Origin of the sequence: Metabacillus bambusae, assembly GCF_017497975.1 — a bacterium.
Classification (GTDB): Bacteria; Bacillota; Bacilli; order Bacillales; family Bacillaceae; genus Metabacillus; species Metabacillus bambusae.
On the sequence record NZ_JAGDEL010000027.1, the window covers coordinates 72,786 to 97,702 of the forward strand.

General features: G+C 35.4%; 22 protein-coding genes and 1 pseudogene. 17 read left to right on the forward strand and 6 right to left on the reverse strand.

Annotated elements, in window-relative coordinates:
- Positions 1 to 164 precede the first annotated feature (164 nt).
- The 6 genes from I7822_RS25010 to I7822_RS25035 all read left to right on the forward strand — a co-directional run bounded on the left by I7822_RS25010 (position 165) and on the right by I7822_RS25035 (position 5,771).
- The gene (locus tag I7822_RS25010) at positions 165 to 1,511 is read left to right on the forward strand and encodes an LLM class flavin-dependent oxidoreductase (protein WP_207981791.1); all 1,347 of its coding nucleotides are present in this window, start codon (positions 165 to 167) and stop codon (positions 1,509 to 1,511) included.
- Between the two features lie 29 nt (positions 1,512 to 1,540).
- Positions 1,541 to 2,311: an ABC transporter ATP-binding protein gene (locus tag I7822_RS25015; protein ID WP_207981792.1), complete on the forward strand. Its 771-nt coding sequence runs from the start codon at positions 1,541 to 1,543 to the stop codon at positions 2,309 to 2,311.
- A 13-nt stretch (positions 2,312 to 2,324) separates the two neighbouring features.
- Positions 2,325 to 3,164, forward strand: coding sequence for an ABC transporter permease (locus tag I7822_RS25020; protein WP_207981793.1), 840 nt, complete (start codon positions 2,325 to 2,327; stop codon positions 3,162 to 3,164).
- A gap of 88 nt (positions 3,165 to 3,252) precedes the next feature.
- Positions 3,253 to 4,269, forward strand: a complete 1,017-nt coding sequence (locus I7822_RS25025; RefSeq protein WP_207981794.1) for an aliphatic sulfonate ABC transporter substrate-binding protein — start codon at positions 3,253 to 3,255, stop codon at positions 4,267 to 4,269.
- 483 nt (positions 4,270 to 4,752) lie between these two features.
- The gene (locus tag I7822_RS25030) at positions 4,753 to 4,941 is read left to right on the forward strand and encodes a YezD family protein (protein WP_207981795.1); all 189 of its coding nucleotides are present in this window, start codon (positions 4,753 to 4,755) and stop codon (positions 4,939 to 4,941) included.
- Positions 4,942 to 5,306: 365 nt separating this feature from the next.
- Positions 5,307 to 5,771, forward strand: coding sequence for a hypothetical protein (locus I7822_RS25035; RefSeq protein ID WP_207981796.1), 465 nt, complete (start codon positions 5,307 to 5,309; stop codon positions 5,769 to 5,771).
- Positions 5,772 to 5,989: 218 nt separating this feature from the next.
- On the opposite strand, the gene I7822_RS25040 is transcribed toward I7822_RS25035, so the two are convergent.
- Positions 5,990 to 6,364, reverse strand: coding sequence for a YmaF family protein (locus tag I7822_RS25040; RefSeq protein WP_207981797.1), 375 nt, complete (start codon positions 6,362 to 6,364; stop codon positions 5,990 to 5,992).
- A gap of 423 nt (positions 6,365 to 6,787) precedes the next feature.
- Between I7822_RS25040 and I7822_RS25045 the strand changes: the two genes are divergently transcribed.
- The 11 genes and pseudogenes from I7822_RS25045 (at position 6,788) to I7822_RS25095 (ending at position 18,622) form a co-directional block, all read left to right on the forward strand.
- On the forward strand, positions 6,788 to 7,534 hold the full coding sequence (locus I7822_RS25045; protein WP_207981798.1) for a LysM peptidoglycan-binding domain-containing protein: 747 nt from the start codon (positions 6,788 to 6,790) through the stop codon (positions 7,532 to 7,534).
- Positions 7,535 to 8,828: 1,294 nt separating this feature from the next.
- Positions 8,829 to 10,322, forward strand: a complete 1,494-nt coding sequence (locus I7822_RS25050) for a phospholipase D-like domain-containing protein (protein ID WP_207981799.1) — start codon at positions 8,829 to 8,831, stop codon at positions 10,320 to 10,322.
- 237 nt (positions 10,323 to 10,559) lie between these two features.
- Positions 10,560 to 11,138 (forward strand): CBO0543 family protein, encoded by a 579-nt coding sequence (locus I7822_RS25055; protein WP_207981800.1) that lies wholly within the window; start codon positions 10,560 to 10,562, stop codon positions 11,136 to 11,138.
- A gap of 23 nt (positions 11,139 to 11,161) precedes the next feature.
- The gene (locus I7822_RS25060) at positions 11,162 to 11,845 is read left to right on the forward strand and encodes a DUF421 domain-containing protein (RefSeq protein WP_207981801.1); all 684 of its coding nucleotides are present in this window, start codon (positions 11,162 to 11,164) and stop codon (positions 11,843 to 11,845) included.
- A gap of 420 nt (positions 11,846 to 12,265) precedes the next feature.
- Complete coding sequence (locus tag I7822_RS25065; RefSeq protein WP_207981802.1) at positions 12,266 to 12,727, forward strand: hypothetical protein; 462 nt, start codon at positions 12,266 to 12,268, stop codon at positions 12,725 to 12,727.
- Positions 12,728 to 13,015: 288 nt separating this feature from the next.
- On the forward strand, positions 13,016 to 13,720 hold the full coding sequence (locus I7822_RS25070; protein ID WP_207981803.1) for an IclR family transcriptional regulator: 705 nt from the start codon (positions 13,016 to 13,018) through the stop codon (positions 13,718 to 13,720).
- Positions 13,721 to 13,930: 210 nt separating this feature from the next.
- A complete protein-coding gene (locus tag I7822_RS25075) occupies positions 13,931 to 14,626 on the forward strand; it encodes an RraA family protein (RefSeq protein ID WP_207981804.1) in 696 nt (231 codons plus the stop codon).
- 17 nt (positions 14,627 to 14,643) lie between these two features.
- Positions 14,644 to 15,540: a DUF1932 domain-containing protein gene (locus I7822_RS25080; RefSeq protein WP_207981805.1), complete on the forward strand. Its 897-nt coding sequence runs from the start codon at positions 14,644 to 14,646 to the stop codon at positions 15,538 to 15,540.
- A 296-nt stretch (positions 15,541 to 15,836) separates the two neighbouring features.
- Positions 15,837 to 17,138, forward strand: coding sequence for a CitMHS family transporter (locus tag I7822_RS25085; RefSeq protein ID WP_207981806.1), 1,302 nt, complete (start codon positions 15,837 to 15,839; stop codon positions 17,136 to 17,138).
- A 70-nt stretch (positions 17,139 to 17,208) separates the two neighbouring features.
- A pseudogene (locus I7822_RS25090) lies at positions 17,209 to 17,405 on the forward strand (citrate/2-methylcitrate synthase); the annotation flags it as partial.
- Positions 17,406 to 17,827: 422 nt separating this feature from the next.
- The gene (locus tag I7822_RS25095) at positions 17,828 to 18,622 is read left to right on the forward strand and encodes a DUF2935 domain-containing protein (RefSeq protein ID WP_207981807.1); all 795 of its coding nucleotides are present in this window, start codon (positions 17,828 to 17,830) and stop codon (positions 18,620 to 18,622) included.
- Between the two features lie 1,023 nt (positions 18,623 to 19,645).
- On the opposite strand, the gene I7822_RS25100 is transcribed toward I7822_RS25095, so the two are convergent.
- From I7822_RS25100 to I7822_RS30765, 5 genes are all read right to left on the reverse strand, one after another.
- Positions 19,646 to 20,266 carry a YczE/YyaS/YitT family protein gene (locus I7822_RS25100; RefSeq protein WP_207981808.1) on the reverse strand — a complete coding sequence of 207 codons (621 nt, stop codon included), beginning with the start codon at positions 20,264 to 20,266 and terminating at the stop codon, positions 19,646 to 19,648.
- A gap of 384 nt (positions 20,267 to 20,650) precedes the next feature.
- Positions 20,651 to 21,778 (reverse strand): carboxynorspermidine decarboxylase, encoded by a 1,128-nt coding sequence (nspC, locus tag I7822_RS25105; RefSeq protein WP_207981809.1) that lies wholly within the window; start codon positions 21,776 to 21,778, stop codon positions 20,651 to 20,653.
- Between the two features lies 1 nt (position 21,779).
- Complete coding sequence (locus I7822_RS25110; RefSeq protein WP_207981810.1) at positions 21,780 to 23,021, reverse strand: saccharopine dehydrogenase family protein; 1,242 nt, start codon at positions 23,019 to 23,021, stop codon at positions 21,780 to 21,782.
- A 65-nt stretch (positions 23,022 to 23,086) separates the two neighbouring features.
- Complete coding sequence (locus I7822_RS25115) at positions 23,087 to 24,355, reverse strand: S-adenosylmethionine decarboxylase related protein (protein WP_307847880.1); 1,269 nt, start codon at positions 24,353 to 24,355, stop codon at positions 23,087 to 23,089.
- Positions 24,356 to 24,835: 480 nt separating this feature from the next.
- Positions 24,836 to 24,916, reverse strand: a complete 81-nt coding sequence (locus I7822_RS30765) for an IS3 family transposase (protein WP_372442159.1) — start codon at positions 24,914 to 24,916, stop codon at positions 24,836 to 24,838.
- Between the last annotated feature and the right edge of the window lies 1 nt (position 24,917).

Here is a 24,917-nt window from a genome sequence, read left to right on the forward strand (position 1 = left end):
CGGCCATGGTGGACTGACGATGAAACTAAAGGAATTTATAAAAATTAATAATTTACATTCTAATTAATATTGTGACCAGATAACTGGAGCAACTATTTCACTATTGAAAAGGTTGCTTTTTTTTGTTGTTTGATCAAAAAAATTAAAGCATGGGAGACGATGAGATGAAAAACGAAAACCCTCAAATGAAATTAGGAGCATTTTTTATGATTCCAGGTCATCATGTAGCTTCTTGGAGACATCCCGAAAGTCACACAGATGAGATTCTAACGTTTGATTTATATAGAAAATTGGCACAAACAGCAGAGCGTGGCAAATTTGATATGATCTTTTTTGCTGATGGATATGCAGTTCATGATCATGATGGAATCGGAATTGAACAAACGGTCAATGTAAGACCCGATCCTTTAACCCTGCTTTCCGCACTATCAGTAGTAACTAAACATATTGGATTAGCATCGACTGCTTCAACTACTTATAATGAACCTTTTCATCTTGCAAGGAAGTTTGCGACAATTGATCATCTAAGTCGGGGACGTTCAGCTTGGAATGTTGTGACATCTTCAAGTGAAGCAGAGGCACTAAATTTTAGTAAGGACCAACACCTAAAGCATAGTGCTAGATATGAACGAGCGGAGGAATTTGTTGAAGTTGTCAAAAAGCTATGGGATAGCTGGGAAGATAATGCTTTGCTAGTAAATAAGAATTCAGGAAGATTTGCAGATCCAAATCAGGTGCATCACTTAAATCATAAAGGTAATTGGTTTTCAGTTAAGGGACCATTGAATATGGCAAGACCCATTCAAGGCCACCCTGTCATCATTCAGGCTGGTTCTTCAGAATCAGGGAAAGAACTTGCAGCTAAGACTGCTGAAGTTATCTTTACAGCATGGCAAACAATCAGTGAGGCGCAGTCGTTTTATCAGGATGTAAAGAGGCGATTAAAGAAATATGGACGAACGGAAGAATCATTGAAAATCATGCCAGGTGTATTCCCTGTGATAGGAAGAACAGAAAAAGAAGCAAATGAAAAGAAACAACAATTGGTAGAATTAATCCCTGAACAAGTAGGCGTTGGACTGCTGTCCTCCCTTATAAGCTATGATCTATCAGAGTACCCAGTAGATAAGCCTCTTCCAGAGTTACCAGATATCAAAGATATAAACGGAGCAAAAACGAGGTTCCAATTAATCAAGGATTTAGGAGATCGAGAAAACTTAACAATACGTCAGCTATATCAACGTGTTGCAGGTGCAAGAGGTCATAGAGAAATAAAAGGAACGCCACTACAAATTGCAGACCAAATGCAGGAATGGTTTGAAAATGGTGCTGCAGATGGATTCAATATTATGCCTCCATACATGCCTGGTGGATTGGATGATTTCGTGGACCTAGTCATCCCTGAATTACAGAACCGTGGGCTATTTCGAGAAGAATACACAGGTCATACTTTAAGAGATCATCTTGGTCTATCACGACCAATTAATCTATTTCAAAAGTTAAATGTATAAAAATTTAATAGAAAGGAAGGAGTTCTAAAATGACATTACTAGAAATTAATGATCTTAATAAATCGTTTGAAAAAGGTAAGGAAAAATCGCATGTACTTATGGATATTGACTTACATGTTGATAGAGGTGAATTTATAACAATTATTGGTCCCAGTGGCTGTGGGAAAAGTACATTATTAAAAGCAATAGCAGGATTAGATATAGAATACTCAGGTGATATCAAGTTGGATGGAGTAAAGGTGATTGGGTCCAGTATCAATCAAGGATTTATTTTTCAAGAGCCCCGATTGTTTCCTTGGCTAACCGTTGAAAGGAATATAGCAGGAAATTTAACACTAAACAATATTGAAATTAGAGAGAAAGTAGATAAATTAATTAAGCTTGTAAGGTTAGAGGGGTTTGAAAAAGCATATCCAAAAGAACTTTCTGGAGGAATGGCTCAACGAGTAGCGATAGCTAGAGCATTGCTTAGAAAGCCAAAAATCCTCCTTTTAGATGAACCCTTTGGCGCTTTAGATGCATTTACTCGTTCTCATATGCAGGAAGCCTTGCTAGATATTTGGAAGGAAGAGAAAACGTCAATGATATTTGTCACACATGACATTGATGAAGCGGTTTATTTAGGGAATAAAATCATTATTATGAGTGCGAGGCCTGGAACTGTACAAAAAGTTGTTTCTATTGATTTACCATTTCCACGAAATAAAGCAACAAAAGCTTTTCAAGAGTTCCGTCATCTAGTGTTAGGAGAATTTGAAAAAGTCGAAGAGTTAGAATTAATTAATGGCGCAGGAATTTAAAGGAGGGTGAAATGTGAATAATCAATCAACCATTTCTTTAGACAAATTAAAGTCTTCAAAGAAAAAAATCGTTAAAAGCAAAAGGGAGTTAAGGCATACAAGTATTATATTAAAGGGATTTATCTTGCCAATATTCATCGTAGTCCTTTGGGAGCTTACAGGGATATTGGGGCTTATTTCCGATACACTACTCCCAAGACCAAGTGTGATTTTTACTACATTTATTGATCTAGCATTAACTGGTGAATTAATCGGACATTTTCAAATAAGCTTATTAAGGGCTATAGGTGGTTTTTTATTAGGAGGAACTCTTGGTCTATTAGTTGGATTGGCTGTCGGTTTTAGTCAGAATATTGAACAAACCGTAGATCCGACCTTACAAATGTTCAGAACCATTCCTACTTTGGCGGTGATACCTTTGTTTATTTTATGGTTTGGATTTGGAGAGGTATCCAAAATATTATTAATTGCAAAGGGCGCATTTTTCCCCTTATACGTAAATACGTTTCTTGGAATTCGTGGTGTCGACTCTAAATTGTTTGCAGTAGCAAAAGTATTAGAGTTTAATAGGTGGAAGCAAATTACTTTATTGATTTTACCAGCTGCACTACCAAACATCCTTTTAGGGTTGAGATTATCGTTAGGTGTTGCTTGGTTAGCATTGGTCGCGGCAGAATTAATGGGATCTAGTCAAGGGGTGGGGTATCTCATCATGGATGCGAGACAATTTTCTAATACATCAGTTGTTTTTGTAGGGATTATCATTTTTGCGGTATTTGGGAAATTATCTGATTCTTTAGTAAGAGTATTTGAAAGAAGACTATTAAAATGGCAGGACAATTTTCAAGGGTAGTATTCAATTGATAGATTAACGAGTTTTGGCAACCTAAATCCGACTAATCTTATATGAGAAATCAAAGATGAGAGGGAGAGTTTAACATATGTCTAAAAAAATAAAGTCAGTTTTTGTTTTTACATTATTTATATTTTTACTATTACTTAGTGCTTGTGCAAGTACTTCAAATAAAGAGTCTTCATCAGAAGCATCCACAAAAGAGATTGTCGTGAATATAGGGGTTCAGGGAAAAACAGGAATTTTACCATATGCAAGAGAGAAGAAATACTTTGAAAAAGCGTTTGAAAAAATAGGAGTAAAGATAAAGTGGAATGAGTTTACAAGTGGACCGCCTCATTTTGAAGCATTAGCTTCGGGTAGAATAGATTTTGGAGTAGTCGGTGGTACACCAGTTCTTGCGGGTCAATCAGGAAATGTTGATTTTAAGGCGATTGCAGTTACAAGTGATGGAAAAAAGGGCAATTCCATAATCGTACCGAAAGGAAGCTCCATTAAGGAATTAAAAGACTTAAAAGATAAGAAAATTGGTGTAGCCAAAGGCAGCAGTGCTTACAATTTCTTATACATGGCACTAGATCGTGCTAACTTATCAGAAAACGATATTGAGATCATTCAACTCCAGCCTGACGAAGCACGACCAGCATTAGATAATGGTTCAATTGATGCCTGGTCAATCTGGGAGCCCTATGCTACTACAGCAGTGTTTCAGACGGGGGCAAAAGTATTAGTAACAGGAGAAGACCTGAATATCAATGCTCCAAGCTTTCTTATTGCTAGAACAAAGTTTACAGAAGACCATCCAGATTTAGCTGTCCAATTTTTAAAAATATATGAACAGGTACGTCAGCACTTTGATGAAAATATCGAAGAAGTAGCAAAGGAGATTGCGGAAACACAAAAGGTAGATGTCGAAATAATTCAATCCGTTTTAGAAAACTCTGAAGCTATTTTATCCCCAACAACAGAAGAATTTGCAAAAGCACATCAAGAACAAGCCGACTTCTTATATTCCGTAGGGGGCATTGAAAAGCAACTTAATACTTCCAAAATAATTGAAAATAAATTTGTAGAACAGGCACTTAGAGAAATAGAAGAAGAATAAACCAATTAAATGACGACACTCCTGCGGTCCAGGAGCCTCCTCGGTGCTTTGCACATGTGGGGTCTCCCTTGGACTTGCACTCCCGTAGGAATCTCACATATCCGTTCCAATCAACAAAGTGCCAAAAACAACAGTGAGCTTTAACAGAGCTAAATTTTTAAAAAATATTTCCAAAAAAGTGATTGAATAAACAAGAGATACATAATATGATAAATGAAAACAGTAAAATCCTATAGTAATACTTGGTTTTGCGAATTCAACTATTAAACAGACATAAAATTCGTAAGCTTGATGGACCATTGTCACAGTTGGGATGTGCTTCAATTACAAATTATAAACCTTGTCCTTTAGAAGAAGGCTGTCATTTAATTTAAAACCACTTTGGTTTTTAGTTAGAGATACCATTTGATATGTTATTGAACGTACAAACACTTGGAGATTTGCTATTAAATCGGGTTAGTTTAATGAAGGGAGAGAATCAAGTTGTCTTCAAAAAATAAAATAGATCAAGAGGTAATCGATAAAATTATCAGTCTATTAGAAAATATAGAGTTTGGTACAGTACAAATTACTGTTCATGATTCCCAGGTAACACAAATAGAGAAAGGCGAGAAATTTCGCTTTGCTTTAAAAAAAGGCAATGAAAAATTAAGAAGAGTAAATGGTGACTAGTTTCAATGCGTTCAAGTTTTATTAACAAGTAGGCAAATCCTTTCGGAATACAGTCATTTAGTATGAATTGATTTTTTAGTATAGCTCATGAAATTGTTTTATAAAGCATACAGAACTTTCATTAAAAGTACATGGGTTCTACGAGCAAATCTACAATTTGCTTGATAAAGCATTAAACCTCGAAATTCGTAAGAATTTCGAGGTTTTTTTTATACCTTTAATGGTACACGGAAATGGTCACCTTACTCTAATGATAAAAAGTAAAAGCAAATTATTATAAAAATATGATCAATTGACAACCTTTAGGGGCAAAAGTCTAAATGATACATAACATGTTATATCATAATTAAAAGTGGGTGATTGTATTGAACTATTATTATCCTTACCGGCAAGATTGGTCTTCTGTATTGGAGTATTTAAACTACAGTTTGAATGGCGAACAAATGGTTTGTTCAATGACGACGCAATTATTTCATATTACTCTCACTAAAAATCTGAAAGGAAATGCAGAAATGCATAATCATCTAGTTCCAGCCTCCTATCATCGAGTTACAGCTTTAGGATGCGCAAAGCGATTGCAAAGTGGTGAATACCATGAATCCATTATTAAAGCTCTGGTTGCATGTGTTAATAATGGGTTAAAGCAAGATAAGGAAGTAAAGAAATGGTTAAGAGTAATGAGGGAAAACGCTCCAAGTGAATATATAGAATTTATGGATTCTGTTATCAGCTGGCAGCAGCAAACAGAGCAAAGTTTAGCATATACCCAGCAGCTTCTAAGAGGAATGGGATTTGATACTCAAACTGAAAACGGAGTGCCAGCTTACTAAAAAATTTTTCTTAATGAGCTAAAGAGTGGTTGAATTCAAAAAGGGGTTGTCGATGATGCAACTCCTATTCCTAATTTAAGTAAAGTGCAGTTTAGTGGAACATGAAAGATGAAAATCTTTCTCTTCTTTATGTTGTATTTGACACATATTGTGCAACATATTCCCTCAAAAGGTTTATTGAAAATTCACCAAATTCGTTGAGTTAAGTTATTTGTATATTATTGACTTGTTCTTCCACTATATCTGTGTCTATGTGGTGTAGTTCCATCGACAGTGGTAACACCATTAAATTCATGATAATGACCACCATTCGGAAGAGGTATTGCGGGGCCTGTTTTACCACGAATTTGATGTCTATGTTTGTCATCAACAGAAGTAAAAGTAAAATAATTGTGTGTGTGTTGTACTCCACTTGAAGCAGGTTCAGTAGTTCCAGTGTACCTGTGATTATGTCCTACATCAAAAGAAGTAACTCCTTTAAATTCATGAACATGAACAGGCTTTCCATCCCATGATGTTATATAGAGGTAATGAGAATGCATAGGGTCTGTTTCATCAGAATGGTGCATGAATCCTGAAATAGGTATTTCCATTAAAAAAACTCCTTTTATTTTTTATTACAGTATTCATATAGGTATTAAAAGGAGTGGGCATTATGTACAAGAAGAAGTGTTTCATGATAATGAAACTTAAATTAAAAATAACTATAAAACGTGTACTAGGGAAAATTCTACACGTTGAAATGGAATTGGAAACTGGTGAATAATCCAAGTGGGAATTTTTGCGAAATCAAGAAAAATCATAAAAATTGATGAGGAAAATGATTTTGATTAATAATACTTTTCTTAATATTTGAGTGCAAGAGTTTACGGTCTGAATTATACCATTTGAAATAAGGTTTATCTCTCTAATGCCCGCCCCTCACCCAACCAATCCATAATGAATACTCTGTAATAGGCGTATATAGATAACCTGTTATTGATGGACAAAAAACAGAGGAGAGAAGGAAAAACGTCATGAACAATATTACAAATGGAGGATTTGGCTATATTATTCAACCAGGTGATAATTACTGGCTGTTAGCACAGCGTTATCATACAACTATAGAGGAAATTTTTGCGGTTAATCCTAGAGTGAATCCATATTATCTTCGTGTAGGACAACAAATTACCATACCAGTTTCACAACCTTCTTTTCAATATGCACGACAAAATCATTGTATAAGTCAGGCAGCAGTTGATCTAATGAGTAATAATCGAAGCCTTTGGGAAGAGCATGTAGCTTGGACAAGAATGACAATTATAAGCCTAACCTTTAAGTTACCAGACATAGATTTTGTTATCGCGCGTCTTTTGCAAAATGCAACGGATATGGGAGAAATGATTCGACCATTGTATGGGGTTGTTGCAGCTAACAAATATGCTGCTTTGATTAAAGAACATCTAATATTTGCTGCTGATCTTGTAAAAGCAGCTCTAGCAGGTGATGAGCAAGCAGCAATGACTGCAGAAAAAAAATGGTATGCCAACGCGGATGAGATTGCAGTATTTCTTAGTAGTATTAATCGATTTTTGCCTGAGGAAGAAGTTAGAGCAATGTTCTACCGCCATTTGGATTTAACAAAACAGGAAGCTGTATATATGATAAAGATGGATTATCAGAAAGATATTGAAATATATGATGAGATTGAAGAACAAGCTAGGGAAATGGCGGACACCATCTCAGAAGCAATGGTGAAATTATATCCTAATATGTTTAGGTGAAAATCTCATAGCTAAAGTAGTGGGGATTTTTGGCTTTATGCTCTTACCAACAGCTTTTGCTCTTTCAAGTCCTTCACCTGTTCTGACAGCTTTTATCACGTATTACCCGACGCTTCTTTAAGGGGCGCCTTTTTGGGGGTTGTTGGACAGAAACAAATAAAACGGGAAAACCCTTATATATGACAAGGATTTTCCCGTTTCTTATTGTATGGAGCATAGGGGGCTCGAACCCCTGACCTCTCCGCTGCCAGTGTGGAATGTATAATTTCCTCTAGTATCCTAGAATGTTCAGAAATGGCTTTATATCAAGGTTTTTGAAGGTATTATACTTCTGATATGAACTGTGGTTTCCCTTAGTTTTCTATAATGTGTGACCAAAATGTTACCAGAGTGTGACTGGTATTTTAGTGTTGAAAATGTATTTGTTGCATAGAAAAAAGCAAGGTTTTGAGATGTGATAGTATGCCAAAAGTAGGATTAACTTATTTTTTTTGTTTTTGGACCGATTGATAAAAAGGAATTAAGCGGTCCAAATAGTAATGCGATGGAAATAGTATTTGTAGATTAGTGAAAATAAAGTATGTGAGCCTAGGAGGAAATTCAAAAGGGTTCCGTTTTCGGGTGCTTTCTTAATAAATGACACAAGAAAAGACGTGTGAATTGGCATACGTCTTTTCTCTTTATTTATCAAGGTTTGTTCAGAATTTCTTTAACTTTGACATAACACTTGACAGTATTTTTATGATGGACAATAAGTATTGTACAATTAAAGAGTGCCAAACCTACAGTCAATTTCAGTGCCGTTTTGAGTACCATTATTATATATCCTTCTTCAACTAACAGGGCAGTTTAGTGGAAGAATCGTCTTTAGCTCTTATTCAATAATCGGGCCATATAGTTTAATAAAGGGATTTAGTAAACAACTTTTTTTGTCACGTAATTTTTGGTTCCATCATGCGTGCGTCCTCAAATCAAAATTCATGTGTGTCCATGACTGTCTTTGTATCTATAATACGGTGAATGGGCTGTCTCAGCTTATTTTATTTTTGCATTATATTGGATGTCACGCCTAATTGCTTCCTGCATACTGAAAGTCTCTGCTTACTCCTCCTCTTCATGAGGAACAAGCCAGTCACGTGCATAAATTTGAAAGTCCATTAAAATTTTCCCAACTTATAATCGTTCACCCAAAGGTGAGCCTGTAATGTATATCTAAACATTTCCTTCGTATTCAAAACGTATACTCCCTACACAGTTTGTACATGTTAAGAGAAAAACAAGGGAGGGATTTCAGTTGGAGTGGATTTTTGGTCTATATCTATTTAATGCACTATTTATGTTATTCATTGCAATTTGGGAAGTTCGTCGGCCTGCCAAGGCTTTGAATTGGATAATAATCGTCCTTATTTTACCTGTCATTGGTTTCTGGCTATATCTTAGCATATCAAATCCTAAGCTTATTCATCGGAAAAGATTGACTTCTTCTCAAAATGAGTCTGACAAATTACCTGATACATATAGTGATTCAGCATCGGTAATCGCCGATGCTTTACGACATTTCACTGTACATGGGCTTCGATTCGGCCAAGTCCAAGTACTGAACAATGGAATAGCAAAGTATGAACAACTCATCGAATCCTTACAAAAAGCCCAAAAAACCATTGATCTGGAATATTACATCTATCGAAATGACCAAATTGGTAATTGCATCACAGAGCTGCTGATCGAAAAAGCAGTAAACGGAGTGCGGGTTCGTTTTATTAGAGATGGTTGGGGGAGTAAAAAATTTCCGCGTCAAAAAATCCTTCAGATGGTAGAAGCAGGGATAGAATGCCGAACAATATTTCCTTTACACTTTCCCTGGATTTTGTCCAATTGGAATTATCGGGATCATTGTAAGATTGTCACGGTCGACGGAAAGAAAGCTTTTACTGGTGGCATGAACGTAGGATATGAATATACAGGATTGAAGCCCGTCGTTGGCTTTTGGCGGGACACTCATTTGCAAATCATAGGAGAAGCATCAGTCGATTTACAGACTGTCTTTGACATTCATTGGAATATTGCTGTGCCGGAACGAATAAAATCGAAAACAAATCTGAAAACAAAATCTAATGTAACGAAAATCAATCCAATCGGAAAAGTAGACCTTTCCAGATGGTCGGCCGAATTGGGGTCAGAGTTGAGCAACATAGATGATAAAGAGATGGACGTATACCCAAAGACAGGGACATTGCAAAAAGCGTACATCCATACGTTGGAAGGAAACCCTGGAATTCCTACTCCAGTTATTCGTCAAGCTTACTTTATATGTATAACACAGGCGACCAAGACTATTGATATAACAACACCCTACTTTATACCGGAAACAGATATTATCATGGCATTAAAGACAGCTGTGGCCCGTGGTGTGCACGTAAGATTGCTGGTTCCTCACCACATTGATCAAAAAATCGTGGGCTTTGCAAGCCGTACCTATTACGGGGAACTTATAGAAGCTGGAGTCAAAATCTACCAGTACGACAAAGGAATGTTACATGCGAAGGTGATAATCATAGATGAGGAGATTGCAGAAGTAGGCTCAGCAAACTATGATATGAGAAGTTTTCGCCTGAATTATGAGGTGTGTCAAGTCATGTACAGTGCTGATGTGGCGAGGGAACTCACAGAGCAGTTCGAACGCGATCTTACTGATTCTTTACCATTAAGAATTGAAGACTTGCTGCAACGATCCCTGACCGAGCGCATTATTGAACACGGTGCTCGCCTGCTTTCTCCATTATTATAAGTTGATGTATCCTGTTTTTATTGTTCTAGCTTAAATCTAGATTTAAAAAATTTCATTGGCTTTAAAATATTTCTGATTTATTTGAAAAAAGTCGAAAACCCGTGTTAGAAGAACTTCTATCGTGGGTTTTTTTTATTTACGATGGTAATTCATTACTAAAAAACGGTAATCCTAAAAAGACAGCTCAAAGTGTTTGAATTCAAAAATATCTGTTACTTTTTAATTTAAATAAAAGGGATGATATCAATAGATAATATATTTGAAAATTTTAAGGAAATACGTTTATTAGAGGATAAACTGTACCTTTTAGAATTAAATAATTGGCTAAAGAATGAATTTTTAACTTGGGAATGGTGGATATTAGTTGGTTTTTTAGTTGTGCCTTGGATTATATGGTCTAAACTCGTTAAACGAGACATTATTTTAGAAATTTTGTTGTTTGGTACCATAATTATCATAACAACAACCTTATTAGATGTAGTTGGCTTACAATATAGGTTTTGGGATTATCCAATTGCATTCCTACCTATTATTCCTAGGGCCTTTCCCTTTGATTTTTCAATGATACCTGTAGCTTACATGTTGTTATATCAATATTTTAGAACATGGAAATTTTTTATAATCGCACAAATCACTATGGCACTAACATACGCCTTTATTGGTGAACCTTTTTCCGAGTGGGTCGAACTTGTTTATTATTTTGAGTGGAGATATAGTTATTCATTCATATATTACATCATCGTTGGTATTGGAACTCGAGCTTTAATACTAAAACTAGCCTCTTTATCTAAACTTCAAGATCTTACAACTAAGTAAAATTTAAATTGGAGGAAAAAACTTTGGAAGAAGTTAATATTGGTTTACTGACGATCAAAGTCATAGTAGGTTTTGTCACCTTATTTTTTATTATTATCATAACAGGAAGAACATCCATCTCTCAGTTAACCCCGTTTCACTTAGTTTTTGTGTTAGTACTTGGAGATTTTTTAGGAAATACCATTTATGAAGATAAGGTAAGGACTTTTCACTTCTTATATGCCATCGGATTGTGGACGCTTCTCATGTTGGGGATAGAGTTTATGACTCTAAAAAATAAATCGACACGTTCTCTCTTATTAGGCGATCCCAACATCATCATTAGGGATGGTTTCATGGATCGAAAGTTACTTAAAAAGAACAAATTGGATGTAAATCAAGTTTTGAGTATACTTCGACAAAATAATGTTTTTTCAGTTCGCGAAGTCAAATACGGTATATTGGAAACTAATGGGCAAATAAGTATATTATTAAAATCGAAGTATCAAAAACCAGACAAGCAAGATCTCAATCTTCCAGAAAGTCCAGTTTACCTCCCAACATCGTTAATTCTAGATGGGGAAATTTTATGGGATAATTTACATGAACTCGGATTTGATCAACAGTGGTTAGATAACCAATTAACTACCAACGGATATGATAATGTAAAGCGTATATTCTACGCAGATTGGCGAGAGAGTGAAGGCATACATATAAGTCCAAAATAAAATTTGTTAGGATAGGAGCATATCAATTTTCTTGGTGAATATAATGTGGATTTAATAATAAGATTCACCGTTTATAAAAAAGATGAACCAGAGAATCCATTTTAAGAATTTATCTGATAAGGTGTTTGTTACTCTTTGGTCTTCCACAATCGGGCGCTTTTCTTTAATAAGAAGGCGTCGTTTTTTAATCAATCAGATTCTGGAGCAACACATTTAAATTGGAGTTATATTAAGGTGTAGAAGAGATTGTGAAGGATTCTGCTTAAACTATCGGGTGCTTTACTTCAATAAGGAGTAAGGCATTTTTTATTCCACTAACGGTGCAGGATAATTTAAGAAGAACTTGATTTGTTGGATTAAATCGTTGAAGAATAAATTGTTTTCTTATGTATTATTCTATAATAAAAAGGAGTGAATTATTTGGATAAGCATCATATTAGAAAAGTAATAGGAATTCTTGTTTTATTTACTATATTTATGTGTTGTTTGACAGTGATTAATATAGAAATATCAGCCGAAAAGATAGACACAAAATTAGTACGTGTGAATAAAACAGCTTCGGATAATGGAATTACATTTACAATTGGTGATGCTGTTAAAGAAGGACACGAACGAATATCACTTGAATATGTTATAGAAACTGAACAAAACATTAACATTCAAAATGATGACATTTTTGGAAAGCCAGAAATTTATATCAATGGTAAATGGATTAATCAAAGTATGAATTGGAATGTAGAGAAAATAGGAGAAAATAAATACAAAGGTCTAATACATATTAACCCAGAATACGAACTCCCAAATAACTATGATGTTAAGTTTGGATTTTATCAAATTTTAAATCAATCAGGTAGATGGGAGATAGAGTTTTCATTTAAATAATTTTTTCTTGAACTAACGGGTGCTAATGTTGAAGATCCAGCTGCCATTTGGCGGCTTTTTCTTATTGAACTAAATGGCAGGATAGTTGAAGATTAGTTATAATATATGGATATCAAATATAGCTGTATAAGGTGCTTTAGCTGGATAATGAACCGAAGGAATTCAAGATGATGGGACGAAGACCCATGGGAGATAAATTAAGTATTGACTGATGTTCTATCTAAAGTTAAAATCTAATTATAAGAAAAATGAACCAAAGGACCGTATGGTGAACCAGGGAGTTTTTATATGGAAAATGTTCGCTCAGTAGAAAGAGCTTTAGAGTTACTAGAATGCTTCTCAGAGGTACATGAGGAAATAGGGTTGTCGGAATTATCTCGTTCTCTTGCCTTACCTAAAGCTACAGTATTACGTTTGGCACGTACTTTACAAAGTAAGGGTTATCTATTTCAAAATGATGAAAATCACACATATCGTTTAGGCTCAAAAGTATTGGGGCTAAGCAATGTCTTTCTGACTAATCTTGATTTTCGTAAAGTTGCCTTACCATTTATGAAGGGACTACGTGATAAAACTCAAGAGACTGTTGCGCTCTTTGTTGTAAGCGATAACAAACGTATGTGTGTAGAGCGTGTAGAAAGCCATCATACTTTGCAACCGGCTATAAGAATTGGGGAACATGTGTCACTAGAACGAGGATCAGCTAGTAAGCTTCTAGTTGTTTATCAAAAAATAAGTCCGTTTATAGAAAGCATTGATCCTGAAGAAATACAACAAATCTTCAATCAAGGATTTGCTGCAAGTATTGAAGAACGGGAACAAGGTCTGGCTTCTATATCTGCACCTATTTATAATAACAAAGGACAGACAATTGCTGCGTTATGTATAACAGGCTCAGCATTTAGATTTACCAAAGAAAAAATAGAAAATCATATAAATGAAATTCTTGCTACTGCAAAACAAATTTCTTACCAACTTGGGTATCTAGATTGATACCCAAAACTTATATTCCGCATATGAACCGACGGTTCGTCTAGTGAACCAATCCTTTGTTCTGATAATCGTGTTTAAACGAAAAAAGAAGGGTTTCGATAATATTATTAGCTTATAAATTGAGATCTATTTAAGAAAAAGAGGGGATTTGTCACTCCTTTAATTAAAGGGTGATTTAAATAAATTTTAACAAATAAGAGGTGTATAGCTATGAGTACTTTAAAAAATAATGTAAAACCAGCACTTTTACCTGAAGAAGTTATTCAAAGAGCAAAACGTCTTAACACCACGCTCTTATCGGATGCAATGGGATGTACTGGTGCAATGGATTACAAAATAAAACCAGTAGCTGCAGGTATGAGGGTTGTAGGAACTGCTATGACAGTGAATATGAGACCTGGAGATAATCTATTTCTTCATCAAGCGATTTATTCTGGAGAAGAAGGTTATGTAATAGTTGCAGATGGAAAGGGCCATACGGAAAATGCTTATCTTGGAGAATTAATGGCAGGAGCCGCAAAAGCAGTTGGACTTGAAGGTATAATCATTGACGGATTGGTACGAGATAAGGAAGCACTTAGCGAGTTGAATCTCCCTATCTTTGCAAAAGGGTTTATTCCTAACGGTCCTTTCAAAGATGGTCCAGGTGAGTTTAATACCCCTATCTCTTGTGGAGGAGTGTCCGTACATCCAGGAGATTTAATACTTGGTGATGATGATGGTGTCATTGTTGTTCCAAAAGACAAAATTGACGATGCATTTGCAAAGGCAGAGAAAAAGCTAGCTTATGAGAAGGATCGCATGGAAGTTATCGCAGAATACGAAAAAAATCGCAAGCAAGGCATGACAGACGGAACCATTGAACCATCTTGGTTAAAAGCAAAGATGGCAACATTCAGACTATAAGATTGGTGGAACTTAAAATGAATTTAGGGTTTATTGGGTTTGGAGAAGCTGCTTTTGAAATGGCAAAAGGTCTAAAAGGAGAAGGTTTTGGAGAAATAGTTGCTTTTGATCCTCTTGCAGACCATGAAACTTACGGATCGCTAATCAAAGAAAGAGCAGGACAAGCAAAAGTGGAGCTGTTGGATTTAATGGAAACCGTCATACAAAGAGTAAATCTTGTTATTGTTGCAGTTCCAGCAGATAAAGCTTTTGAAGTAAGTGTGAAATTGAAACCGCAATTAAATAAAGAGATTATTTATGTTGATGTATCTGCTTCCTCTCCTACAGTAAAGAAAGATATTTGGGAAAATCTCAAAGAGACAGGAGCTGCTTTCGTAGATGCTGCTATGCTTGGTCCTTTAACAGTTTATCAACATAAAGTTCCTATGATTATAAGCGGTTCTGGTTCAAATCAGTTTATTTTACAGATGAGTAAATTCGGCATGAATCTTGATCATATTAGTCAAAACCCAGGAGATGCTTCTGCAGTAAAGCTCACCCGAAGTATATTCATGAAGGGGACTGCAGCTTTATTTATTGAAATGTTGGAAGCTGCTCGCGTGTTAAATGTGGAAGATCGGGTTATCGCATCAATAAAAGAGACGATGGGAAGTGAAATTTTTGAAAAAGTTATGAATCAACTGGTCACTGGTACTTCGATTCATGCTTATAGAAGATCAAAAGAATTAGAAGGATCAATAGAAATGTTAGAGGAACTAAATATCCATTCATCTATGTCTAACGCATCAAGAGAAAAACTCTTATTTTTGACTGATTTGAATATTAAAGACAAGTTTCAGGGGAAAAGACCAGATCATTGGACCAATGTTATAGATATGATTGCTAGTACTAGAAAAGAAAATGTAAAAAGCTGAAAAGTTTAGGAAGATACTAGATGAATATAGAACGAATTCGGAACAAGTTATGAGATTATTTCATCTTATTTTTTAATGAGGGTTAATGAAGATATACGTTTCGTACTTCATGTATTGTTGATTATCACTAGTGAAAATAACTATTTAGAGAATAAGATATTTGGACAACTTATAAAAATGAGAACTATGCCCATTGAAATTAACAATAAAAGTGGGCATTGTCTCTAATACATTATCAGAAAGATCAGTTTCCTCAGATAAATGAAACCGCATTCAATTTAGGGGAGGGTATAAAGATGTTAACATTTTTAGGATTTGCGATGATATCCGTTTTTATGTATTTAATTATGAGTAAGCGCTTTTCTGCACTCAATTCTCTGATAGCTATACCTGTCATATTTGCACTAATTGGAGGATTTACTGATTTAGGACCTATGATAATGAGTGGGCTTGAGAGCATTGCACCAACTGCTATCATGGTTGTATTTGCAATTCTTTACTTTGGGATATTGATTGATTCTGGTTTTTTTGATCCACTTGTGTCTAAAATTTTAAAACTAGTAAAAGGTGATCCGCTGAAAATTTCACTTGGTACGGCAGCATTAGCCATGGTAGTTGCTTTGGACGGTGATGGAACGATTACCTATCTTATTGTCGTGACGGCCATGTTACCTCTTTATGACCGCTTAGGTATGAATCGACTTATTTTGGCGTGCTTACCTGCATTAGCGATGGGGATTATGAATCTTCTACCTTGGGGAGGCCCAACAGCAAGGGTAATGACGATCTTCGATATGGATGCAATGGGAGCTATTGGACCAATTATTCCATCTATGATTGCAGGTGGAATATGGGTTTTTGCTGTAGCATATTTTATGGGCTTGAAAGAACGAAAACGATTAGGCGTTAATAATGATATCAATGAAACATTTATTCAAGAGATTGCTGCTACTGTTGCGGAGCAGAAAGACGTAACATTGAAACGTCCTAAATTATTTTGGTTTAATTTAGTCTTAACACTATTATTACTTGTTACTTTAGTTATGGGATTGTTGCCATTACCTGGTTTGTTTATGCTTGCTTTTGTTATCGTAATATCTGTCAATTATCCAAGCTTAACAGACCAGAAGGAACGTCTAGAAGGTCATGCAGGTAATATCTTAACTGTTGTTTCAATGATTTTTGGTGCTGGTATTTTCACTGGTATTTTAGAGGGAACCAAAATGGATACCGCAATGGCTGATTCATTAGTTGCAATTATTCCGGAATCTTTCGGAGCGCTTTTACCAGTAATTGTTGCTGTAACTAGTTTACCTTTTACATTTGTTTTGGCAAATGACCCGTATTATTTTGGAATTGTCCCCATTATTGCAGAAACTGCAAGTGGTTTTGGGATTAATCCAAATGAAATTGGTCATGCTTCACTATTGGGGCAACCACTGCATTTGTTAAGTCCACTTCAAGGATCTATTTATGTATTAATCGGACTTCTCGGAATTGGATTAAATGATCACATCCGATTCACTGCCAAATATGCCATCGGCACAGGGCTGGTCATGACAATTGTTGCTGTTTTATTTGGTACCCTATCTATATAATAAGTTGGATTCTACTGCTAACTAACTCATTTGACGGGACAAAAAAGCTTTATGTAATGTCTATTAAAATATAACAAGGGAAAAAGGATTATTATACTCAGCTTCTGTGTATCAAGGCTTGGGGATTAAAAGGGAGCTATTTACCCCAATCTTTGCGATTAGCTGCACATTCGGATGGCTCACATTTTAGAACACTATGAGAATAATCGTTTAATTTATCCTCGTGCTGAATATGTTGGTCCGCAAAAGAGGGACATTGGGGTATGAGCCTGTGTTTCCAAAAAGTTTAGCTATATAAATGATAACCGCTAATCCTTTTAATTTAAGGATAGCGGTTTTTTTATTGTTATTTTATATAAATTTAAAAGAAATTCGCACCGTTTGTAAAAAAAGATGTACTGTTTGTAAAAAAGTCTGATCAAAAAATTCACTTGAAATACAGAATGTTTCTTTTTCAACAAACGGAGGCCTATGTTTAAGAACGGGAGGTGCTACGGCATCTCTTCTTCTTATTCCAAAGTTAGTTTGTGAAGGATTGTACTTAAACAAACGGGGTGCGATTATTCAATAAGAATAGTCGCTTTTTTCTTATTGTGCTAACGAAGCAGTTTAGTTCAATAATAGTATGAATTACTGTAAATAATCTGGCATATATATGGGAGGATAGAGTGTAATAAGGAGGGGGTATTATGGCTAATCCAATTGTCATGCGATCATTGGACGAAATTCGTTTTTGGTCTAGGATCATGAAGGAACATGCTTTATTTTTAAGCTTGGGATTTACTCATGAACAGACGCAATTGATTGCAGAAGCCAAACAGTTCATTACTCTTTTCGAACGAATAGAGGAAAAGTTGGCAAGATTTAATGTAAACTCGGATATACGCCAAATACAAGCTTTTAACACTGAGGTTTATCAAGCAGCTTTTGCTATCTGGAGTTATAAGAGAAAAGTATTAGGTTTAACTTTACGCTGTGAAATCCGTACAAATAACTTTCCATTATTAGTTGACCATATCAGCAGAGAAGCAGCTTATTTTGCTAACAGATTAAAAGACCTCAATGAAGGAAAACTTGCACCCCAACCTGACATGATTATTCAAGAAAATCTATTTTTTCTTAGGATTATGGCTGATCATGCCAAATTTATCGGACACCTTCTTGATCCTTCTGAAAGAAAGTTAGTGGAACAGGCGAGAGAATTTAGCCATGATTTTGATCAATTGGTTTTTCAGGCAGTTGATTTGGATTCTATGCGCCCACAATCTGAAACTGTACCAATTCTGGATCAGTTCTTGGATCAAAACAGAGTTTCAGTAGCTTCGTTAAGGGATTTTAAGAAAACAGCAAGAGATTTAATAGAGGCTTGTCGTATTAAGAGCAATATTCATCCACTCCTGGCAGATCATACGTTTAGAGAAGCTGAAAGATTTTTGGAAATTATAGATTTATTTGAATCTCATCTTTCAAGAAAAGAACAGTAAAATAATCAAATCTGCTGCCTTACTAGGCGGCTTTTTATCGAGACGCGAGTTAGAGGTACGTGGATTGGCAGGTTAGTTTGTGAAGAAGTGCACTTAAAGTAAAGGGGGCTTTAATAAAAAAAGTAATTGCATAAAACCCCACTTTTTTATGCAGCTGCCAGGCTTCTTCAGAAGCCCAAAACGTTGATTTATCAACGATGCATAAAATCATGCATAATCGATAAAAAATGAACAAGAGCCAAACCCTTGATACTACTGGGTTTGTCTTTGGCTTACTTCTGATAGTTGACTTTATGTAAACTAAAAGTGAATATGGCATACAATATTAGCTAAAACAAAAAATTCACCTTTAAATTCAATAAAAACCCCTTATAACAAGGGGTTTTGGAGTGTAGATAGACGTAATTTAGGTAGTTTGTTCACTGGTTTTAACCATCTAACATTAATATATGATAAATCGTTGCATGTGTAGCTTATTTAATTAATGTTTTACGTTGCTTATGTTGACTGGATTTGTATGCATACTACTTTAGGGGTCTTATTAAGACTCGATTAAACCCCTTTTCGGAAGCTCCAAAAAACAAAAACGCCCTCCTAGGAGGAAGGACGAAAAATCATCATCAAGAAAATTGTTCGAGTTTTATCCTGATTTTATGTCGCAAAAAGGCAAATAGAATCCTCATCTATATAAAAATTGCCGTAATGAAAATCCGCATGAATTAATCCGTATGAATCTACTGAATATGGAAATTCAGATATATATTCCAACAATGCGACATACCGCCTTATAATGTCCTTCTCGGATTTAGGCAAGTCAATAGCTAATACTTTTTATCGGGATGTCCTTCGGTAACCGATTCAGATGTAAAAAATGCTTTCCATTTTTCACATTTAGCTCCCACTTCATTCATTATTTTTTCTTTTATGAGTTTCATATCATTATTGAAATCCAAACATTCTTGCTATCTTATGAATAAAAAAGGAGTTATGTTACTTTTCACATAGAACAGGTTATTAAAAAGATTAAATCATTTTATATTTTTGCAAGTATTGCAAAAAATAATCTGTTATTGGTCCATAGATTAGGCAAAACACAAGTGTCCCAATTTGCACTGGACCACTCAATAGAAATCCAATGAGCACAGCTCCTCCTTCAGTAAAAATTGACATTCTACCAAATGATATTCCCCATTTTTCGCTGACTACTAAACTAAACCAATCTGTAGGCCCTGCTCCCATTTTAGCTGACATATATAAGGCAGTACCAAAACTTACTAAAACAATGCCGAACAGCATAAAAAAAACAGCTATGATCATATTACTTGTGTCTGGTATTAATTCAGTTAAAATCAATAAGTCGATAAAAGCACCTACTAAAAAAAATTCAAGGAATACTCCTAGCTTGGGTAATCGTTTTGTTATGATATAAGAAAGAAAAATCATGAACAAGCCAACAATCCAATGCCAAGCACCAAATGTTAACCCTAAAGACTCTGTTAGTGCATACTCTAGTACATCAAATGGATGTAACCCAAGATATTCTACATTAATCATAAAAACCGAGCCCACCGCAATTACAAAAGATCCGGAAATCATAAACAGGGCACGAATCCCTAGCGAAACAAACTTTAAATCCTTGAACATTCTTCTACCAATTCTACAATTTCATAAATTGTAGCTAAGATTATTCGAATATCTTGGGAAGTATTATGCGTATTCAACATAGTAAATTTCATGCACTGACGACTTCCAGAACATAGTGACGCTTCGCCGTTACTAAGCATTTAGGTTCTAATCGCATCCCCTTGACCTTTTGAATAGCCATAGGAAACTTTCTTTGAAAACTTCTTTCGTTTGATTCGAGTTGTGATAGAATCTCTGTGTATGAATTACTTTTCAAAATTACACCTCGTTTATTAAATCCGCAAAAGATTTTTGCAGGTTTTTCTAAATGATTAAGTTTGTGTGTACAATACATATGATGCTTTCCAGCCCTTTACTGATAAATAACATATTTATATTCCTCTTCTATGAAAGTCTCATTTTAAAATCTTTATAGTCAAATTCGCGTACGATATGATATTCTCCCGCTTGATCTAAAACAACGATTGCTGGTAAAGGCATGCCGTTAAAAGAAGTGTTTTTCACCATCGTGTAGACTGCCATATTCTCAAAAACTAAACGATCTCCACTCTTTAATGGCTGGTCAAAAGAATAATCTCCAATTGTATCACCAGTAAGGCAAGTTTGCCCACCAAGACGATACAAAAATGACTTTTCACCTGCTGCTCCTGAGCCAAGAAGAGGAGGTCGATAAGGCATTTCCAGTACATCAGGCATATGACAGGTTGCAGAAGTGTCAAGAATAGCAATATCGATTCCGTTTTGAAGTGTATCAAGTACGGTCGTAACCAGATATCCTGCATTGTAAGCAACAGCTTCGCCTGGCTCAAGATATACTTTTAATCCGTATTTATCTTTCATTCTCTTAATACAATTTTCTAGTAATTGAATGTTATAGTCTTCCTCTGTAATGTAGTGGCCGCCTCCAAAGTTGATCCATTTCATTTGAGATAGCCATGGTCCAAACTTTTCTTCAACAGCCATTAGAGTTGTTTCCAAATCGTTGGAGTTTTGCTGACAAAGGGTATGGAAGTGTAAGCCTGAAACACCATCAAGCAAATCCTGACGAAAATTAGCTATTGTTACACCGAATCGTGAACCTGGCGTGCAAGGGTCATAGATGGCATGGCTAACCTGTGTCGAGCATTCCGGATTAATGCGCAAGCCCACACTTCTACCAGCTGCAAGAGCTTTATCTTTAAATTTCTCCAACTGTGAAAAGGAATTAAAGACGATATGGTCACAAATAGATATAATCTCATCGATTTCGTCTTCTCGATAGACAGGGGAAAAGATATGATTCTCTTTCCCCATTTCCTCGTGACCTAGACGAGCCTCATATAAGCCGCTTGCAGTCGCACCGCTTAAATATTTCCCAATTAGAGGATACATCTTAAACATGGAAAATGCTTTTTGTGCCAAAAGAATCTTGCTTCCGGTCCGTTCCATGACTCCGTTCAAGATTTTTAGATTTTTTTCCAGAAGACCTTCATCGATTACATAACAAGGGGATGGTAATTCCTCAATCCGCATATTAACTACTGCCTTTCTTCGGTTCTGAGAGTTTAATAGAATCAGAATCGACAAGCTCTGGATCGAAGTTTTCTTTCCATGGCAGTCCCCATTTATTTAATGCTTCCATGAATGGGTCAGGATCAAATTCTTCAATATTGTATACACCTGATTTATTCCACGTTCCAGTCATCAGCATCATCGCTCCAATCATTGCTGGGACACCTGTTGTATAAGACACCGCCTGAGAATCTACTTCTTTATAGCATTCTTCATGATCACATACATTGTATACATAATATGTTTTATCTTTCCCGTCTTTTTTTCCTTTGAAGATACAGCCAATGTTGGTTTTACCCTTTGTGCGTGGTCCGAGGGAGGCAGGGTCTGGTAGGACAGCTTTTAAGAACTTAAGGGGAATAATTTGGTTTCCTTCGAATTCGATTGGCTCAATGGAAGTCATTCCGACATTTTCAAGACATTTTAGATGTGTAAGGTAACTTTGGCCAAATGTCATGAAGAAACGGATACGTTTAAGTCCTAGAATGTTTTTTGCAAGGGATTCAAGCTCTTCGTGGTATAACAAGTACATATCTTTTTCTCCCACTTCAGGGAAGTTATAAACGCGTTTAATTTCCATTGGTTTCGTTTCAATCCATTCGCCATTTTCCCAATATCTCCCGTTCGCAGAAACTTCACGAATATTGATTTCAGGATTAAAATTGGTAGCAAACGGATAGCCATGATCACCAGCATTGCAGTCCAGAATATCGATTTGTTCAATTTCATCAAAATGATGCTTCAGTGCATAAGCAGAAAATACACCCGTAACACCAGGGTCAAAGCCGCTACCTAAAAGAGCAGTAATGCCAGCCTTTTCAAAACGTTCGTGATATTCCCACTGCCATTTGTATTCAAATTTTGCTGTATCTTCTGGTTCATAGTTTGCTGTATCCATATAGTGTGTTTTTGTTGCTAGGCAAGCATCCATGATTGGTAAATCTTGATATGGTAAAGCTAAGTTTATTACGATGTCAGGCTTTACTTCTTCGATTAATGCGATTAATTCATCCACATTATTTGCGTCAACTTGAGCAGTTGTAATTTTTGTTTTTCCACCATCTAGTTTGGCTTTTAACTCATCACACTTTGATTTTGTCCGACTTGCGATACAAATCTCTTCAAATACTTCACTGTTTTGAACACATTTATGGATGGCTACTGATGCCACTCCACCACAACCAATAATAAGTGCTTTTCCCAACTTTGCATCTCCTATCAAAAGATTTTTTAATGAAAGAGTGTAGTCTATCAACTGATAAGATCACTCTATTCAATCCATTTCAGTCTTTGATGCAACAACCCGTCGGAGGCTTTATTTTCTCCTGTGACAAAATCAGTCATATAGTAGGTTAGATAATCTCCATACTTGCTTTCAGTGTTAAGCAAAAGATCATCAACATAATAGATACCTAAAGGAACATCATCAAGGATTAAGCTGGCTAAGCCTGCATAAATGCCGCACGCTACTTGAAAGTATGTCGCATTTGTTTTGAATTTTGGATAAATTTCACTACTTTTCATCACGTTATATATGAACTTTTCCATACCCTCGTATACCAAAAGCACACCAATTAGATCTTCACCCTCAACTTCACCTATATCGGGATCAATCACTTGCTGATTCCAATCCCAAAGAACATCCACATCATCCAAATGGTCCCGAATCAATTTCGTAGTATATTCATTGACACGATAAATAAAGCCAATCTCCATATCAAATATTTTACCTAATGTAACTACTTCTTCATGCGGCATCAGACAACCGTAAAATTCTTTTTCCCCTAATCTTACTTTAAACTCCATTGCATATACCTCTTCATAAAAATAGTGCTGTAAATGATGATCGACAAACATTGGATAGCTTAATATAGCTTCATCCAGGAAGCATTCAACAGACCATGAAGTATAGAGGGTGTTAGGTATAATTAATTTTTTGTCTTTAAAAAAAGAATCGTCATGCTCCACAATGTAGCAGGCTAAAGGCTTTTTGTCCGGATTTTCCTTCATCAGTTTTAAAGCCATCCATTGAACGACGCCGGGATTCATACCAGAACAAACAATAGCCTTTGTATTGGTAAAATCGTCTTTATTATCTTCAAATCTAATATATCGCTCTGTTAGTGGGAAACCATATAACTTCTCGTCCTCATCAACCTCTGTGTTCTCTAGAGCTGAATTGAGATAATACACGCCTAATTCGTTACAGCAATTAAGCATTTCAAGTGTATCGGCCCATGATACATCTATGACTATTTTTGTATTTGACTTTTTTAGATGTTCTTTAAAGATAGTTGTATCTTTGAGATCTAGCTGGTGGAGCTTAATGTTACCTGCAAGGTTTGGGAATAATTGATCGTAGTACTTTTTATCTTTTTGATTGATATCAATTAGGTGAAGGTGAGATTTGCTAATGATGGGGTATAGGGGGTCATTTTTATCTTGAAAGGATTTGTTTAAAATGGCTAATATTGCTCTAGCAACACCTCCGCTACTGCCCAATAAAGAAACGGATAATGGTCTTGTCTTATTGAGTATTTTCAACACGCTCCTTTTTTTGAATATATTAATGAGATATTTTTAAAATAAATCCTATTATAATATATGATTTTATTAATACTGCGTATGTGCTTCTATCTATAGATGCTAGAAATATAATTTTAAATCCGCTTTTCTTCATAGACTACTTCCTTTGAGACCTTCTTAAACTAACAGTGTAGTTAATTTTTGAAAAATAGTATAATTTGAGAAAAATAGAAGGTTAGGGATAACTTATGGGCTTCCTTGTAATAGCAATCTTATTAGTATTCTTATTTGATTTCACAAAATTAAGAAAGCAAAACCAAACAATAATTGAACAAAATGAAAAGATTATTTCTCTATTGGAGGAAATTAAAAATAAATAACTACAGTTTTTTAAGTAACTAGTACTTATTAATATTCAATAATCAACTAAAAGGATCTTCCATAAAGTGGTCTTATCCCCGTCAAGTAGACAATTAATAAAAGGTTCACTTATTAGGCAGCCTTAGCTCTATATTCAGTAGGGCTAAGGTTATTTAATTTTTTTTGAAAACGTTTATTGTTATAAAACTTAATA